We start from the raw sequence: 18315 nt of genomic DNA, 5'->3' as shown, positions 1-18315 counted from the left end.
CAAGACATGTCCCCGCTACCAATCCTACATACCCCGTTCCTATTACGCTGATTTTCATTCTTTCCTCTCCAAATTAAAATTATTTAGTAGTACTCAAAAAACCTCTAATTACTGATATAAGTTAGGTGATTCACAATTATTTAATTCTACCATCTTTTCTAAGTTTGTTCTCAAAATATTCTATAGTCTTAATTAAGCCTTCCTGAAGTTCAACTTTTGGCTCCCAGTCTAGCTTTTTATTTGCAAGTGTGATATCTGGACGTCTTCTAACAGGATCATCCTGCGGTAATGGCATGTGAATTATCTTGGATTTACTGTCTGTAAGTTCAATAATTCTTTTTGCAAATTCTATAATTGGTGTTTCTACAGGATTGCCAAGATTAACAGGACCCATAAATTCCTTAGGAGAATTCATCATTCTAATGAATCCATCCACTAAATCAGAAACATAGCAGAAGGATCTTGTCTGATTACCATGCCCATACACAGTAATATCTTCATTTTTCAAAGCCTGAACGACAAAGTTGCTTACAACCCTACCGTCATTTTCAGCCATTCTTGGCCCATAAGTATTAAATATCCTGACAATTTTAACATCTACACCATTTTGACGATGGTAATCCATGGTCAAGGTTTCTGCTACTCTTTTTCCTTCATCATAACAACTTCTAATTCCTATAGGATTAACATGCCCCCAGTAAGTCTCTTTTTGTGGATGTTCAAGGGGATCACCGTATACTTCTGATGTTGATGCCTGAAAGAATCGAGCTTTTACTCTTTTTGCAAGTCCTAACATATTTATAGTTCCAAGCACGTTGGTTTTTACGGTTTTAATAGCATTATATTGATAATGAACAGGTGATGCAGGGCATGCCAGATTATAAACCTCATTAACTTCAAGCAAAATTGGCTTTATTATGTCATGTCTGATTAATTCAAAACTCTTATTATCTCTTAAGTGATTAATATTTTCTTTTGAACCTGTAAAAAAATTATCAAGACAAACAACTTCATTGTTTTCATCTAATAATCTTTCACATAGATGTGATCCTATAAATCCAGCTCCACCTGTTATTAATATTCTTTTCATTGAAAAATTTTTCCTACTCTATTTTACCCAAAAATCACTATTATCATATCTCAAAAAGAACTAGTATCGTCTATTTGTCTCCCAATACCATGCTGATTCTATAATATCTTTTATGTCTGTAAAAATAGGATTCCAGCCTAATTCTTGCCTGGCTTTTTCATTACTGGCCACAAGCTCTGGAGGATCTCCTTCTCTTCTTTCAACAATCTCTTTATTTATGGTCTTTCCTGATACTTTCTCGCTAATTTCTATAATTTCATTCACAGAATAGCCTTTTCCTATACCAAGGTTATAGAAATTACTTTCTGAACCTTGAAACAATTTCCCTAAAGCCAATCTATGTGCCTGTGCTAAATCATTTACATGAATGTAATCTCGAATACACGTTCCATCAGGTGTATTATAATCATTACCAAACACTTTTATTGAATCCCTCTGACCCATTGCTGTTTGCAAAACCAGAGGAATTAAATGTGTTTCAGGGTCATGACTTTCACCAATATTTGCTTCATTATCAGCTCCAGAGGCATTAAAATATCTGAGCATCATATATTTCATACCGTATGCTTTATCATAGTCTTTTAAAATATTTTCTATCATTAATTTTGTTTTACCATAAGGATTTATAGGATTCTGAGAATGTTTTTCATCAATAGGCACATAAAGAGGATCCCCATAGGTAGCACAACTTGATGAAAAAACAAACTTTTTTACATCTTTTTCAAGCATTACCTTCAGTAAATTCAAAGTATTTACCACATTATTATAATAATAATCCTGAGGTCTACTTACAGATATACCAACATAACAACTGGCAGCAAAGTGAACAACTGCTTCTATTGGATATTTACTAAAGACACCCCTGATATCATCAATGTTTGAAAGATCGCCCTGATAAAAATGCTCAGTATTAACAGCTTCTTTATGACCTTCTGATAAATTATCAAAAACTACACAGTCATATCCTGCTCTTGAAAAATCTAAAAGACAGTGACTGCCAATATATCCTGCTCCACCTGTTATTAGGATCATTTGTTTCTCTCCCATAATCTATTATTTAATTATTGAAACTATTACTTAAATAATTATCAATTGGCCATTTCCCCAAATATGCAATTATCTTTTATCTAATCATATTATAAAGTTATTTTCTATTCTAAAAAAATTCTCAATTAACCAAGAAGTTCATCTTATGGAGTATTAATAAATGTCAAAATATAAAATTGGTTTTTTATTGGATGAGAAAGATCTCCCTGATCATCCCGATAAAGAGTTATCAAGCTCCTTTTTAATATTACAGGAATGTTTGTTAAGAAATCATGAAATATATATATTTCCAATTGAAAATTTATTTTTAAATAATAACATCCCTAAAGCGTTGGCTTATCAAGTTAAACATAATTATTTTGAATTCACAAAAAAACCGTTCAATATAGATCTTAATGACCTTGATATAATACTTATCAGGCAAAATCCACCAATTAACACTAATTACATCTTTTCCACTCATATACTTAACTATGTTGACCAATCTAAAACAATTGTTATCAATAGTCCTTCAGGAATAAGAAAATGTAATGAAAAATTATATATATACAATTTCCCTAAACTGGCTCCAGAAGGTATAACAACCTCAAATATAGATTTAATACAAAATTTTCTTAATGAACATAACGAAATTATAGTTAAACCCCTTGATAATTATGCAGGAAATGGTATTTTCTATCTTAAAAAGGGAGATAAAAATTTAAATTCTATACTTGAAGAGACAACAAATAATGAAAAGACATTGATTTTAGCTCAGAAATACCTGAATAAAGCAAAATATGGAGATAAAAGACTTATCTTGCTTGGAGGAGAACCTGTGGCTTCAATAATAAGACTCCCCTGTAAAGATGATTTCAGGGCAAATATGTGCAAAGGAGGCCATCTGAAAAAAAGTGAAATAACAGATGAAGATAGAGAAATATGTAAAACTATTTCAAAAAATCTTTTAGAAGACGGCTTATTCTTTGTTGGTTTAGATATAATTGATGATAAATTAATTGAAATTAATGTAACCAGTCCAGGTTTTTTTATTAGAAAAATTAATCCAATGTTCAATATAAGACTTGAAAAAAAGATTGTAGACTATATGGAGAGACTCCTAGTGGACTGTTTTATAAGTTTAGGAGGGTAAATTCTCTCCGTCGCTGGTCCTCGCTGTAATAATTAGAGTGGTCTTATTGGAATGATTGATGACTAAGAAAAGTGACTCTGTCACTCCTGCGAGAATATACCCTCCTTCAACAATCATCATTATTTTTGAAACATAGCACTAGAAAAGTATTTTAGCCGGAGCATAAAGGAAAGAAAAAATGGTCAAAAATATTATAGATTATAGAAAAAAATACCAGGGCTTTTTTGAAATAGCAACAAAAATACCTATTAAAGATTCTTATTCTCTCAGCCTGGCCTATACTCCAGGAGTTGGTAGGTCTTGTATGGAAATCAAGAATAATGTGGATAAATCTTTTGAATTAACAAATAGGGCAAATTCAATTGCTGTAATAACAGACTGCTCAAATTTCATTGACTTTGAGAATATTAATCCACTCTGTGCTATCCCTGTTGTAGAAACAAAAGCGATTTTCTATAAAGAGTTTGCAAATATTGATGCATACCCAATAGTTGTAAATACTCACAACATAGAAGAAATAGCTCAAATTATATCAAATTTAACACCAACCTTTGCAGGGTTTGATCTAGATGATTTTTTGCCTGAACGTACAGCCATTCTGGAAAATTGGTTTAATGACGATCTTAAAATGCCTATTTTATACAGTTATAGAAAGCCCAATATTTTCCTGGCTGAAGAATGGGCTAATCTTAAAGGCAAGATAAATCCAAATATAATTCTTCCGGCAATATTCAGAGGCGCCCTTGATGTTAAAGCTTATATGATCAGTGATGAAATGTATGGTATTCTTGGAAAAGCCCTTGAAGATATTGCAGATTCAAAGCTTGTATTAGAATGTTCAACCGATGAGCTAAATTTAAGAGCAGCAGCAAGAATTGCTTATCACGTGGCAAAAGTAGCAGTAGATACTGGAGCAGCTCAATTATTCATCGCTCCTGAATCTGTAGAAGAGAAATATCTTGATTTCCTATATGAAGGCAAAAATTCATGGTTTGAAAAACCTTTACCCGACTATAAAAGTAGCGAGCATACTCTGGAAGAAAACTCTCTTGAGCTACATAGAAGAACCCATGGAGTAATCGAAACCAATTCCAAAATTAAAATTACAGCTAAAAATGATATTGAAATGTTTTATTCCCCAGAAAAAGTAGACCAAATAACAAAAGAAATTGAACTCGATTATTTAAAAGCTTACGAATTAACACCAAAAGGAAATCTTGTAGCTATTATAAGTGATGGTTCAGCTGTATTAGGCTTTGGAAACATTGGAGCAGAAGCCGGTCTTCCTGTTATGGAAGGAAAAGCTGCATTATTCAAATCTTTAGCAGGAGTTGATGCTGTTCCAATATGCTTAAGAACTCAAAATCCTGATGAATTAATTGAAATTATAAGCCGTATTACACCAATATTTGGCGGAATTAACTTAGAAGACATTTCATCACCAAGATGCTTTGAAATTGAGAAAAAACTCATCGAAACATTAAATATCCCTGTTTTCCATGATGATCAACACGGAACTGCCGTTGTAGTACTTGCAGGCTTTATCAATGCGTTAAAACTTACCAATAAAAAACTTGAAGACTTAAAAGTTGTTGTTAATGGCGCAGGAGCTGGAGCTATAGCAGTTTCAGAATTATTACTTCAAAATGGTGTAAAAAATCTTATTCTATGCGACACAACCGGCGCAATTTATGAAGGTCGCCAGGACGGTATGAATAAATATAAAGAACTTATTGCTCAAAAAACCAATCCTAATAAAGAAAAAGGTGAACTTGCAACTGTAATAAGAGGCGCTGATTTCTTTATCGGGTTATCTGCAGGAAATATAGTAACATCTGAAATGGTAAAATCTATGGCAAGTAAACCTGTAGTCTTTGCTCTTGCTAATCCAATTCCTGAAATAATGCCAGATATTGCCAAAGATGCAGGAGCATTCATTGTAGCCACAGGCAGATCAGACTTAAAAAATCAAATTAATAATTCTCTTGCATTTCCTGGAATATTTAGAGGAACCCTTGATGTTAGAGCCAGAAAAATTGACAATGCGATGAAAACAAGCGCAGCTTTTGCTATAGCAAATCTTATCACAGAGAATGAGCTCAATCCTGATTACATAATCCCACATGCACTTGATCTAAGGGTTCCACCATCAGTAGCAAAAGCCGTTGCAAAGTCAGCTATAAAATCTGGTTTTGCACAAATTGAAGCGGACCCGGACATGATTTTTGAAAGAACAAAAAATTATTTGTATGAAGGTTTCTTAAGAAATCTTTAAATTTTTAATAAAATTTAAAGAAAAATATGCTAAATATTTCCATTAAATTTAATATAAAATAAGGTATATATTTAAAAAGGCTGACTTATATTGTGTAACCAGCACTATAATAAAGAAAATACACCTTATTACTTTATATATTCATTATATACCAACATTAAGCGGTTAAATACATTTTGAAAATCATTACAATAATTATATTTAACCCACTTATAGTTTTTTTTGTTTTTGCCAATCTTTACAAGATTGGCAAACTATTGAACAATAGTTTAAGTAAATGAAAAACTAAAAAGGAAGGTGTTCGTCTTGAAATTTAATTCTAAAATTACAACATTTGTAATACTAACATCACTAATAGGTATTCAATTCTCAGGAATTCAAGCAGCTTTTGCACAAAATTATGATATAGTTCCACCTGCAATAGACCCCAATGATGATTTATTTAATCCAAATATTGATGGTCTTCCAGCTATAAAAGTCAATCCAGCATCTAACGTTAATCCTAATCAAATATTACAAGGATCTATATCTACAGTCCCTGTAGGTGCAGCTTTTGAACTAGCAACCAGCACAACTGTTGGCACATCTATTAATGAAATTGGAGATATTTTTACCGCTACATTAACAACCCCTGTTGTTGTAAACGGCAATGTAGTAATTCCTGCCGGCAGTGAAGCAATCGGTCAAATTACTTACATAGAAAATGCGGGAAGACTCGGTAAAAATGGAATTATGGACATTAAATTTACACACCTGAAACTTCCAAATGGTCCAAAAGTTCCTATTAGTGGAAAAATTATAACCGTAGATAATTCTGGTGTTTTAAAAGGCGGTTCACTTAAAAAACAAATTGTAACCACAGTTGCAACTGGTGCAGTTACTACCGGAGCTGGAACACTTGCCGGCCTAAGTATAGGTGGCATTGCAGGTGGAGTCGGCACAGGTGCAGTTGTTGGAACTGCAGCCGGTGGTTTTATTGGATTAGGATACATTATAGGTAGAAAAGGTAAAGAAGTTACATTACCAGCAGCTACAAAATTAAATGTGGTTCTCGAACAACCTCTTACTATTAGCAAATAAAAGTTGATCTTTTAAGTCTGATAAAGTAAAAACAAGGCTATCTAGCCTTGTTTTTACTTTATCTTACATAGATATAATGCTATTAAACGAGTAATGGAAAATAAGAGACTAAAATCGATGAAGTCATTGCCAACCTCATAGCAAGGATGTTTTCTAAAATCGGAGTTGTGAAGCAATCTCAAAGTATATAACGTTATTTACATTGAGATCAGCATTTACTATGACTTCTTTATATTTAATAACTCGTGATGACTGGTCAGCCATTATCCAGATTATACAGCAATATTCGAATTATCAGCCGTTTCTTCAGGAGTATATTCAAGACCTGTAAGCTCTGATATAGCTTTTGTCCATTTTTCAATAGCTTCTTCTGCTGTTGCAGGTGCAGGTATTGGTTTTCCTATTTTTACTATTAATTTTCCAAAAATAGGGCAATGTTCCCTTTTTAAGATTATCCCAAATGGCAAAATGTCAGAGCCCGTAGCTTTAGCTAAATACCCAAAACCTTTATGAATAGTTCTAATTTTACCCGGCTTTATTCTTGTACCTTCAGGAAACATTCCCATATGCCAATTAGTAGAAGACAAAACAGTTTTTGCTGATTTAATCGTAGCTATTTCTAATTTTTTTCTATTAACAGCAAAAGCTCCAAGAATATCTATTATTTGAGATAAGACAGGAACCTCAAATAATTCTTTCTTTGCCATAAATGCGACCGGCCTTTTTATTCCAAGAGCAAGAATAACCGGATCAAAGTTTGATGTATGATTAGCTGCAACTAGTATGGATTTATCTTTTGGAATGTTTTCTCTTCCATGCACCTCAACCCTAAAAAATATTTTGAAAAACGGATAAAGTATGAAGTATATAACCCAGTATTGCGCCAATGCACGCCACCAATTATAATGACTGGCTTCTACCTTAGCAAAGTTTCGTGCCATTTTATTAGCTCCTTGATTTATTACACCACTCTTAATTTTTCAAAAATTTCTGTAAATTCAGGGAAAGAAATATTTACCCAGTTGAATTCATTGATTTGTATCGGACTATCAGCTATTAATCCTGCAACATACCCTGACATAGCTATTCTATGATCATGATAAGTTTCCAAAATGCAATTTCCTTTTAACTTTGTCTTTCCATGAATTATAAAACCGTCTTCAGTCTCTTCTATTTTAGCACCAAGTTTACTCAATTCAGAATAAATAGCCTTAATTCTGTCGGATTCTTTATGACGTAAATCTTCTGCTCCACGTACAATTGTTGTTCCTTCTGCTTGAGTAGCAGCAACAGCAATTATTGGAAGCTCATCTATAACCCTTGGGATAATATCCCCTTCTATCGTAATTCCTTTTAAATCAGAATAATTTACCTTAATATCCCCAACTTCCTCCCCACATTCGAGTCTTTGATTAAGAATCTCAATTTCTGCACCCATATTTTTCAAAACATCAATTATACCGGTTCTTGTAGAATTTAAGCCCACATTCTGCATAATAATTTCAGAATCAGGCACAATTGCACCTGCTACCATGAAAAACGCAGCAGATGAAACATCGCCAGGCACTGTTATGGGTTTTGACGTTAAACTTGATCTTTGAATCCTTACTTCATTGCCATTTACTGAAATATCTGCATCAAGATAACTTAAGAGTCTTTCTGTATGATCTCTTGATTTAGAAGGCTCGGTTACAATAGTCGTACCATCAGCTGATAATCCGGCAAGAAGTATAGCGGATTTCACCTGAGCACTTGCAATTGGAGAATTATAAGTAATACCTGATAATCTTGATCCTTTTATACTTATTGGGGCTTTTGTATCATTATCTTTTGCCCAGATGTTTGCACCCATCTTCTTCAGGGGAACGATGACTCTTGCCATAGGTCTTTTTCTTAGACTGTCATCTCCGGTAAGCACACTATAAAAATCAAGCCCTGATAATACTCCTGCCATTAACCTTATAGTTGTACCTGAATTACCTGCATCAATAATATTATCCGGTTCTCTAAACTTATTTTTGTTTGAGATTATAATACCTTTTTCAGATTTATAATCAATCTCTACTCCAAGTCCTTTTAAAACATTAAGAGTACTTTTACAATCAGCACCACCAGAAAAATTAGCAATACAAACCGTTCCATAAGTTAAAGAGCCAAATATTGCAGCCCTATGAGAAATAGACTTGTCAGCAGGTATGACTACAGTCCCCCTCAAAGGAGTTTTTACAGGCACAACTTCTTTTAAATTTTTAACTTGAACATAATTCATATTTTAGATTACACTATAAAAGGATAGGAAAATTCTACTTTTGTAAAAAAATGTCTAATAAAATTTACTATCCAAAATTTAGCCTTAAAGCTATAATCATTGCAAATTAAGGTTTTCGGCTTTATTAAAATATATATAAAAATAAACAAGTTTTTCGAAAACCTTATAAAAATGAAGAAAAATTCTTTTTTTATAGAATGTATACCATGATATTCATTCTATAGTTTTAACTTGACAGTGGTTATTGTTAAGGCTATTATTTAGTCTACATGTTAAGTAAAGGTGAAAAACAATGGGCGTAAAGAAAAACGATAGATTAGTGATTTTAGCCTGTGGTGAATGTAAACGTCGTAACTACACCACAACGAAAAATAAGAAAAATGATCCTGGCAGAATAGAACTCAATAAATACTGTCCATTCTGCAATAGTCATAAATTACACAAAGAAACCAAGTAAGTTTAAGCATGTAGGAATGCGCCTTTAGTTCAGTGGTAGAACGTCGGTCTCCAAAACCGGATGTCGTGGGTTCAAATCCTACAAGGCGCGTTTCTAATTAAAATACAATTAGCTATTTTCAAAAAATATAGGTTGAGGACAAAATTGTGAGCAATACCAAAAAAACCGAGAAAACAGACAACTTTAAACAAAACGTTACTAAATATTTTAAAGGGGTCAGGTCTGAATGGGGCAAGATAATCTGGCCGGAAAGAAGACATATTCTTTTTCAGTCAATTGTCGTTATTGTTGTTGTTTTCTTCTTTTCAGTGCTAGTTTATGCGGTTGATATGGCATTTTGTTTCGTTCTTCATCCTAACCCTAAAGGAATATGTCAATGCTTGCATCCAAATCAGCCTGAAAGATGTAAGTAAAAAAATTAACAGTGTTGGAAGTTTGGTTACAGAGGAAATCCGATAGGTAGGGTAACGTGGAAAGTAATCACAAAGCAAAAAGATGGTATATAGTCCATACTTATTCAGGACACGAAAACAAGGTAAAAGTTAACCTTGAAAAACGTATCGAATTTATGAATATGGGACATAAAATTTTTAGAATCGAAGTCCCGCAAAAAACCGTTACAAAAGTCTCTGGTGGTAAACGCCAAGAAAAAGAAGAAAAGATTTTCCCTGGATATGTGCTGGTAGAGATGGTTATGGATGATGATAGTTGGTACGTTGTTAGACATACACCAGGAGTCACAAAGTTTGTCGGTGCTGAAAAAAGACCAATTCCTGCACGCGATGCAGAAATAAGAAAAATAATTCAAAGAACTCAAGTCCAAGTTGCAAAAGTAGAACTTGATGTTAAAGTTGGCGATAAAGTCCGCATTATTAGCGGTCCTTTTGCAGACTTTGTTGGTGATATTACAGAAGTTTATCCCGACAAAGAAAAATTACGTGCTTCAGTATCTATCTTTGGTAGAGACACCCCCGTTGAATTAGAATACGGCCAAATTCAAAAAGTATAATTAAAGTTAGACTAGGATAAGAAAGGTAAGAACGTGGCAAAAAAGGTAGCAGCTAAAATAAAGCTCCAAATATCAGCAGGAAAAGCAACTCCATCACCACCAATAGGACCTGCTCTTGGTCAGCATGGTGTAAACATTATGGATTTTTGTAAGCAATATAATGCTAAAACATCTGATCAAGTTGGTATGATAGTTCCCGTAGAAATTACTGTTTTTGAAGACAGATCATTTACTTTTGTTTTGAAAACACCACCCGCAGCAGTTCTAATTAAAAAGGCTGCAGGTGTTGAAAGAGCTTCTGCAACTCCAAATAAAGATAAAGTTGGCAGCATTACCCAGGTGCAAGTAGCAGAAATTGCTAAAGCAAAAATGCCTGATTTAAATGCTACAACTCAAGAAGCTGCTGAAGAAATGATTCGCGGAACTGCACGCAGCATGGGAATCACAATCGCAGAATAGGTTTATGTTATTTAATAATGTGGCAGGGTAACAGCTGAGCATCTTGAATATCGAGAGCATATGACAGTGCGAAATCACTCCACTATAATCGAGGTATTATTGGAAGGATAAGTAATCTGAGAATGTGGCTTAGCCACCCCGATATGACCACAAGGAGGAAAAAATGCCAAAATTAACAAAAAAACAACAAAAAATGTTGGAAATGCTGGAAGAAATTGAACAACCTACTTCAGGCATAGATGCGATTAAAACACTAAAGAAGATTTCTGATGAATTATCAAAATTTGATGAAACATTAGAATGCCATATGAGACTTGGTATTAATGTAAAACACGCAGATCAACAAATCAGAAGTACAGTTGTACTACCTTCTGGTACAGGCAAAATAGTTCGTGTAGCTGTAGTTGCAAAAGGAGAAAAGGTCAGAGAAGCAGAAGAAGCTGGTGCTGACTATGTAGGTGCTGAAGATCTCGTAGAAAAAATCCAGAATGGATGGCTCGAGTTTGATACATTAGTTGCAACACCTGATGCTATGGGCTTACTTGGTAAATTAGGTAAACTTTTAGGACCTAAAGGCCTTATGCCAAACCCAAAAACAGGTACTGTAACTTTTGATATTAAAGGTGCTATAAAAGATATCAAAGCAGGTAAGGTTGAATTTAGAGCAGATAAGCAAGGCATGTTGCACGTTCCTATAGGGAAAATGCGTTTTTCTCCAGAGGAATTAATGAAAAACTTTGCAGTATTAGGTGATGCTGTTTTAAGAGCAAAACCTTCAGCGGCTAAAGGTACATATATGAAATCTGTTTACCTTACTACTACAATGGGACCTGGTGTTAAAATTGACACAAAACAATTACCACTTGAAATAAAAGAATGTCTTGGTCAATAAGATAAAAAACCAAAAAGAAAGCCAGCTAATAGCTGGCTTTCTTTTTATCTAAATTAAATTATTTTCTCTTTCTTTACATAATCTCTCTATATCAGAAATTATTTCAAATTCGTTGAATAAATCAAGTAAAATTCTTTCAATATATGTTTCTGTTAGATCATCTAACTCAATATTATAACGAGTTAATGTCTGCTTTCCTGCTTTAATCAAACAACGCTCTATTTTTAAATGATCTAAACCAGGATTAACAATTTGCAAGATATTTTCGGTACCATCATAAATCTCTTTTATTGAAAATTCACACTTTGCATCTGTAGCAGAATAATCAATTATAATACTTGTCGGATATTTTTGCTTTAATTTATTACTCACTTTATAGAATGTTGGAGAAACAAGATTATTTATTCTTTTTATAAACTCTTTTTTAAAGGATTCATAGCTTCTTTTACTTGTTTGAATTTTACCAATCCAGCTTTTTGATAATTCTGGTTTTAAAGATTCAGACTCCTTCTCTTGATTTTGCTGAGAAAGATTTCTTCTTGAATCTGCTTTAACTTGCTCCACATTATATACACAAACTCTGTTTCCACCATTTGAAATAGCATCAGATAATGCTTTTAAAGCTAAATCTTTAAGGGATTCGTAATTAATTCCTTCCTGATGCATACAAATACCAACACTTATTGTAAAATTGTTTCCTAAATTTGCAACTATCTTATTATGAAGAGTATGAACGCCTTTTAAATCTGTTTTAGGTAAGAGGATATGGAAGTTTCCTTGTTCCCAAAAACCTATAGCATCTGTGGATCTAAGTGTTTTCTTAAGAACTTTAGCCAAATAATCATTGTTAATTTTATTTTTATACGGAGAATCTATACAGATCATCATAAATACTAGAGGATATTTATATTTTTTAGCAATATTAATATGAGAATTAAATCCTATATGAACATATTTAGGCAAATATGCGCCAATATTTCTATCTACCACTCCTAAATCTTTAAGTAGTTCTTCTTTAATCTCTATTTCACGCATTAATTTGCTTTTTTCGAATGCCCAATTTAAATGTGCCAAAATATCGACCTTTTTTATTGGTGCAATAACATAATCACTTACACCTGCATTAAGACTTTCAATGACAAATTCTTCATTGAACCGATCATAAATAAAAATTATAGGAATATGTTTAAGTAATGAATCTAATCTTAGTATTTTACATACTTCAAATAATTTAGCAGTTCTTTCATGGGCAAAAATTATTACAACATCAGGAAAGTTCTTACGACAATATTCAACTGTTTTATCAAGGGTACAGCTAATAACTACATCCATGGTTCTGGAAATAGTTAATTTAGATTGTATTTCTACTACATCATTTTGCCTATCAGTTACAATAAGCGTAGTATAACCCGCACCCATAAATCGACTCCAAAAACTTAAACCTAATAACCCTTAGGTAACATATTATTATATTACAATTATTTAATGCTAATATCAACGTTTTTCACCTTAAACTAATTTATTTGTATGTCTTATATATACTATTTAGTGTTTATAATTAGTTTTTATAAACACATAAACTTGATAAATTTTAAAAAAATCAGGATTAATTATACAAGATTAATTATAATAAAAATAAGATCAAAATCAGGAGTCATCAAAATTATGAGTAATTATTCCATAGGCGTAGATTTAGGGGGAACAAAAATATTAGCTGGAGTTGTTGATACGAATAATGGTACAGTCATAGACTCAGCAAAAAAACGCACTAAAAAAGAACGGGGCAAAGATATAATTGTACAAAGAATAATTGAAACAATAGAAAAGGCTATATGTAAAGCTCAAATACAATTATCTCAAATTGATTCAATTGGAATTGGTGCAGCTGGTCAAGTAGATAGGGAAAAAGGTATTTTAATTGCCGCTCCTAATCTCGATTGTTATGATGTTGAATTAAAAACAATTCTGGAAAATCATTTTAACATACCTGTATATGTTGGAAATGATGTGGAAGTTGCTACTCTTGGAGAAATGAGGTTCGGTAGTGGAGTTGGTTATGATAATTTTGTATGCATTTTTGTAGGAACAGGCATAGGTTCCGGCATAGTACAAAATGGTAAAATTTATCAGGGATCTTCAGGAACAGCAGGTGAAATAGGACATATTATTGTAGATTCAGGAGGTAGGCTTTGTCAGTGTGGTGGCCATGGTTGTCTTGAAGCATATGCCTCAAGAACAGCTATTGAAAAGAAAATTCTTGCCTCACTTAAAAAAGGACACAAGTCTGTTATTTCTGAAGTAATAAAAGAAGATGGTTGTTTTAGATCTAAACATATTAAATACGCGCTCGATGCTGGCGATGATATAGCAATGAATTGTATAACCGAAGCTGCGGAATATTTAAGCAGCGGACTAGCTACTATTATCAATTTTTATAATCCTCAACTCATTATTCTTGGTGGAGGATTAATTGAAGCAATAGACTTTTTCTACGATATTAGCGTTAGAAAAGCAATTGCAAAATCATTACCTACCCCATCACGCAATATAAAAATTGAAAAAGCTGCTTTACAAGATTTTTCAGGAATAATAGGAGCAGCATTATTACATCAGGTTTATAAATAAATTTAAAAAATTCTCTATTTTTTTATAATGACATCCAGACTTCCTCTTTTATCAAGCACGTCTATAACTAATCCTCTTCCAGATCTTCGAAATTCAACATCAACTGAAGCTTCTCCAACACGTAAATTCTCAATTCTCAAATAGGTAAGCCAGTCAGGAATTTCAGAATTAAATATTCTTAATTCTCTACTTTGAGCATCAGGGTTAATATTCAATATCGATTGAATCAATAAAAATACACTTGCAGCTGCCCAAGCTTGTGGAATACAAGCAACAGGATATCTAACAGGAGGATCCTGTATTTTAAATCGTCTTGAAAATCCACAAAATAACTCAGGCAATCTTTTATACGTCATTAATCTTGCTGCATCAAAAAGCGCTGTTGTCACGTTTATAGCAAGATCTATTCTATTAATTCTTGAAAGACCATAAGCAATAATACTATTATCATGTGGCCACACAGAACCATTATGATAACTCATTGGATTAAAAGACAATGTTCGCATACTTAAAGTTCTTATACCCCAACCACTAAACATTTCAGGACTTAAAAGCTTATCAGCAACAATATTTGCATAATAATCATCAAAAATACCTGTCTCAAGAACCTGTCCAGGATTAGAAGAAACAATTTTCATCTGATTACCATATTTATCAATACCCATTGCATAATATTGAAGTTCTTCTACCCAAAAATCATTGTGGAATCTGCTTTTAAATTCTGTAGCTTCTTTGATCAATCTAATATTGAGTTCATTATTCCCCATATAACCAGCTAACTCAGCAAGCTTCATTTTTGCGGCATAAAAAAAACCTTGAACTTCAACAAGAGCAATAGGAGCCTCAGCAATACTACCATCAGCATGTATACTTGAATTCCAGGAATCTTTCCACCCTTGATTATCTAAACCTTCTTCACTTCTGGTTTTATAAGCAGCATAGCCATTATGCATAAGAGCATATTCATCCATCCACATAAGACAATCAAGAGCATTTTGCCATAAATTTTCAAGTGTTTCTCTGTCATTAGTCCATTTAAAGTAATCATATAATAGCATTATCCATAATGGAGTTGCATCAACAGTACCATAATAAGGACTATGAGGAATTCTATTACTTCTTGCAAGTTCACCAAACCTTATTTCATGAGGAATTTTCCCTGGCTCTTCATCTCTCCAATCATTAATTTCTTTTCCCTGAAATTTTGCTAATGTTTCGAGAATACTTTTAGCAAGTATAGGATTCAGCAATAAAGACTGCCGAGCAGCAATAATACTGTCCCTGCCGAATAATGTCGTGAACCACGGAATTCCTGCTGCAATGTATTCTCCATAATATGCATTGGTTCTAAGCATATTAATGTCTTTTTGTCCTCGATAAATCATTTCATTAAAATCTTCATTATTTGAAATAATTTTTGCTGTATGATTATACCAGTTTTCATCATCCCCTATTGCCTTATCAAAAGCTTCTTCAAAATCATAAGCCGTTATCCTTTCAGGCAATGAAGCTGTGGATCTTAATTTAACCTGATATTTAATTGTTTTTCTTTCATTTGGACTAAGATAGAACTCAAAAGAAACATCTCCTTCCTTTGTTTCTACCGGCTTTTCCTCAATAAAACTAATTTCTGTGGTTAAAGTAGCACCCGTTATATCATTATAGATAAATTTCAAGACCCCTTCTTCACAAACAGGCTCCTTTTGTATACCTCTTACCAAAGCAGAAATATTTCTAACCTCAAAAATATCAAGAAAATCTGCTTCAAAGAATAATTCTAACTTTATTCCAACCTCAAAAACATTATAATTAACAACCGTAATTGTTTCAAAATAAGAACCATATATAATACTTTCTCTTTTAACCTGTACAGTTTCTTGAAATATGCGTTTCGTATCGTTAAAAGCATCAAACATTATAGGGTTAGTACCTATAATAACTGATGAATGTCCTGCTTCTGTTGATGAAGACAAATTAACAGGATCAAATCCATTTAGTTTCAACTCCAGCCTGCTTAAAAATCTTGTATCATCAGTATAAAGACCATAACCAGAAGTATTATTACTCAAAATATTTCCGTTTGAATCAGTTACAAGAAATATATTATTATTTTTAATTGTTCTTTTTACCGGGTTAAAGTTTTCACCCATTATTGTAACTGACATCTCATCACCTTCTGACTTAATAAAAGACTGTTTATCTAATAAAACAGCCAAATATTATTGAAAATAATAATTTTGGCTTTATACACTCAAGCAAAATATACTCTTTTTATGTTATTTATCAAAATCAATAGTGCTACAACGTAAATTGATAGCTTTAAATTAAGTCTGCCTGTTTCAGTGGCCATAGTCTATAACTTAAGTTAGGTAATTGATATTACCTTAAATTTTAGTATTATTACCTTTCATTAAGTTAATTCTTGAAGACACTTCTATGCCTAAATTAATTTTTGCTGGTTTTTGGGCAATTAATTTTTTATATGTGGCCAGATAACCTTCTGCCATTCTATGAGCTGAAAAATTTTCTTCAACATGCTTTCTACAAGCATATCTATCTATTTTTTCTATATCTTTAACGTGCTTGGTAAGAGAATCAATGTCATTTTCTACATAACCAGTTACGCCGTTTTTCACTACTTCAGGAATAGATCCTTGATTTAAGGCTAAAACAGGAGTTCCACAAGCCATTGATTCAGCCATAACAAGACCAAAAGGTTCAGGCCAGGTTACAGGATGAATTGTTGCATAAGCACCTTTTAATAATTCAACTTTTGCATCATGTCCTAATTCACCAATAAATATAATTTGCTTGTTATCAATCAGTGGTTTTACCTGTGTTTCAAAATATACATGATCATGAACATCTACTTTTCCTGCCATTATCAATTTCCAACCTGTTTTTTTAGCTAATTGAATGGCAAGATGAGGACCTTTTTCTTGTGACATTCTTCCTAAAAAAACTAAATAAGGCCTGTCAATTATAGGTTCTTTTTCAAACTTATATTTATCAACCTGAATGCCATTATAAACAGTAGCAGTATAATTAAGGCCTGGTGATCCGTTCCTTTGAGAATCACTTATAGATATATACGGCAAGTGTTTATACCGTTCATAACATTCATTTTCTTCTTGAAAAACAAATGCCCCATGTAAGGTAGTAACAATAGGTATATTAACAAGATTTACAAAGGGTAAAAACTGATAACCCATATGATTATGTATAATATCAAACTCCTGCCAACATTCTAAGAGCTTTGCAATAGCCTGTAGCTCATAATTAAAAGGATTTTTAACCTTTAATTCTCTCATTGATTTCTCGATTATTGGCATTAAGGTTGCAGAGGTTTTTGAATCACCCGAAGCAAATAAGGTTACTTCGTGACCTCTTCTAACAAACTCTTCACATAAAATATAAACAACTAACTCTGTTCCCCCATATGCTTTTGGTGGTACAGTTTCCCATAATGGTGCCATTAGAGCAATTTTCATTGATCAATCTCCTCTTCTGGACTGTATCAATGCATTCAAGTTTTTTGAGATACTCCATAAACAACCTGAATACTGTTTTATGATATATACTCCATAATTTTTTACCTATTACAAAGTAAAAAATACTGTAATACAGAAGTTACAGGATATTTAATTAATTGAAAGCCATATACATTCTATATTTTGATATTTAAGGCTAACAATTTGCTATATCAAACAAGCTATCTGACTTTTATGTCTTATTCCGCCTACAGATTAACATAGATGGCTTATTTCCATCAATTAGCCACTAAGAGAAATCAAACGATTATGCTTAATCATTCATTAATCAAGTAAAGTTAGAAATAAAATTTCTTTCTGGTTAGATAAAAATTAATAAATAACCCGAATAGCTTGTATGTTAAATAAAGAAAAATAAAATCAGTAAATTAAGTAAAATATTCAAGTTGGTGGGAATAAGGCCGATCGAATTGCGAGTCATAAAGGCTG

The 18315-nt window shown here is 32.7% G+C and carries 15 protein-coding genes and 1 tRNA gene; 9 read left to right on the top strand and 7 right to left on the bottom strand.

The genetic code is table 11. From position 1 onward, the window contains the following. Positions 1–136 precede the first annotated feature (136 nt). Together A2255_00310 and A2255_00305 are read right to left on the bottom strand one after the other, a co-directional pair. Positions 137–1090: an NAD-dependent dehydratase gene (locus A2255_00310; protein ID OGI23454.1), complete on the bottom strand. Its 954-nt coding sequence runs from the start codon at positions 1088–1090 to the stop codon at positions 137–139. A 60-nt stretch (positions 1091–1150) separates the two neighbouring features. Further along, the gene (locus tag A2255_00305; protein OGI23453.1) at positions 1151–2122 is read right to left on the bottom strand and encodes a UDP-glucose 4-epimerase GalE; all 972 of its coding nucleotides are present in this window, start codon (positions 2120–2122) and stop codon (positions 1151–1153) included. Between the two features lie 175 nt (positions 2123–2297). Here A2255_00305 and A2255_00300 point away from each other — a divergent pair, with 175 nt between their 5' ends. The 3 genes from A2255_00300 to A2255_00290 all read left to right on the top strand — a co-directional run bounded on the left by A2255_00300 (position 2298) and on the right by A2255_00290 (position 6624). Beyond that, complete coding sequence (locus A2255_00300) at positions 2298–3269, top strand: glutathione synthase (protein ID OGI23452.1); 972 nt, start codon at positions 2298–2300, stop codon at positions 3267–3269. Positions 3270–4302: 1033 nt separating this feature from the next. Further along, a complete protein-coding gene (locus A2255_00295) occupies positions 4303–5544 on the top strand; it encodes a malate dehydrogenase (GenBank protein ID OGI23455.1) in 1242 nt (413 codons plus the stop codon). Between the two features lie 306 nt (positions 5545–5850). Next, positions 5851–6624, top strand: coding sequence for a hypothetical protein (locus tag A2255_00290; GenBank protein ID OGI23451.1), 774 nt, complete (start codon positions 5851–5853; stop codon positions 6622–6624). 272 nt (positions 6625–6896) lie between these two features. Here the strand turns inward: A2255_00290 and A2255_00285 are convergent, their stop codons facing one another. Both A2255_00285 and A2255_00280 read right to left on the bottom strand, forming a co-directional pair. Then, entirely contained in the window at positions 6897–7565 is a 669-nt protein-coding gene (locus A2255_00285) for a hypothetical protein (GenBank protein OGI23450.1), read from the bottom strand. Positions 7566–7585: 20 nt separating this feature from the next. After that, positions 7586–8893 carry a 3-phosphoshikimate 1-carboxyvinyltransferase gene (locus A2255_00280; GenBank protein ID OGI23449.1) on the bottom strand — a complete coding sequence of 436 codons (1308 nt, stop codon included), beginning with the start codon at positions 8891–8893 and terminating at the stop codon, positions 7586–7588. A 475-nt stretch (positions 8894–9368) separates the two neighbouring features. Here A2255_00280 and A2255_00275 point away from each other — a divergent pair. From A2255_00275 to A2255_00255, 5 genes are all read left to right on the top strand, one after another. Then, a tRNA-Trp gene (locus tag A2255_00275) sits at positions 9369–9440 on the top strand. Between the two features lie 56 nt (positions 9441–9496). Continuing rightward, entirely contained in the window at positions 9497–9763 is a 267-nt protein-coding gene (locus tag A2255_00270) for a preprotein translocase subunit SecE (protein OGI23448.1), read from the top strand. A gap of 56 nt (positions 9764–9819) precedes the next feature. After that, positions 9820–10359, top strand: coding sequence for a transcription termination/antitermination protein NusG (locus A2255_00265; protein ID OGI23447.1), 540 nt, complete (start codon positions 9820–9822; stop codon positions 10357–10359). 33 nt (positions 10360–10392) lie between these two features. Continuing rightward, positions 10393–10818 (top strand): 50S ribosomal protein L11, encoded by a 426-nt coding sequence (locus A2255_00260; protein OGI23446.1) that lies wholly within the window; start codon positions 10393–10395, stop codon positions 10816–10818. A 163-nt stretch (positions 10819–10981) separates the two neighbouring features. Then, a complete protein-coding gene (locus A2255_00255; GenBank protein OGI23445.1) occupies positions 10982–11710 on the top strand; it encodes a 50S ribosomal protein L1 in 729 nt (242 codons plus the stop codon). A 48-nt stretch (positions 11711–11758) separates the two neighbouring features. On the opposite strand, the gene A2255_00250 is transcribed toward A2255_00255, so the two are convergent. Beyond that, positions 11759–13129, bottom strand: a complete 1371-nt coding sequence (locus A2255_00250; protein OGI23444.1) for a hypothetical protein — start codon at positions 13127–13129, stop codon at positions 11759–11761. A gap of 246 nt (positions 13130–13375) precedes the next feature. Here A2255_00250 and A2255_00245 point away from each other — a divergent pair, with 246 nt between their 5' ends. Further along, complete coding sequence (locus A2255_00245; GenBank protein OGI23443.1) at positions 13376–14335, top strand: hypothetical protein; 960 nt, start codon at positions 13376–13378, stop codon at positions 14333–14335. Positions 14336–14349: 14 nt separating this feature from the next. Here A2255_00245 and A2255_00240 read toward each other — a convergent pair whose 3' ends face one another. Next, entirely contained in the window at positions 14350–16551 is a 2202-nt protein-coding gene (locus A2255_00240; protein ID OGI23442.1) for a hypothetical protein, read from the bottom strand. A 168-nt stretch (positions 16552–16719) separates the two neighbouring features. Further along, a complete protein-coding gene (locus A2255_00235) occupies positions 16720–17826 on the bottom strand; it encodes a hypothetical protein (GenBank protein OGI23441.1) in 1107 nt (368 codons plus the stop codon). Positions 17827–18315 lie beyond the last annotated feature (489 nt).

This window comes from Candidatus Melainabacteria bacterium RIFOXYA2_FULL_32_9 (genome assembly GCA_001784615.1).
Lineage (GTDB): Bacteria > Cyanobacteriota > Vampirovibrionia > Gastranaerophilales > UBA9579 > UBA9579.
The sequence above is the reverse complement of the archived record's forward strand: the minus strand, read 5'-3'. Positions and strand labels throughout refer to the sequence as shown.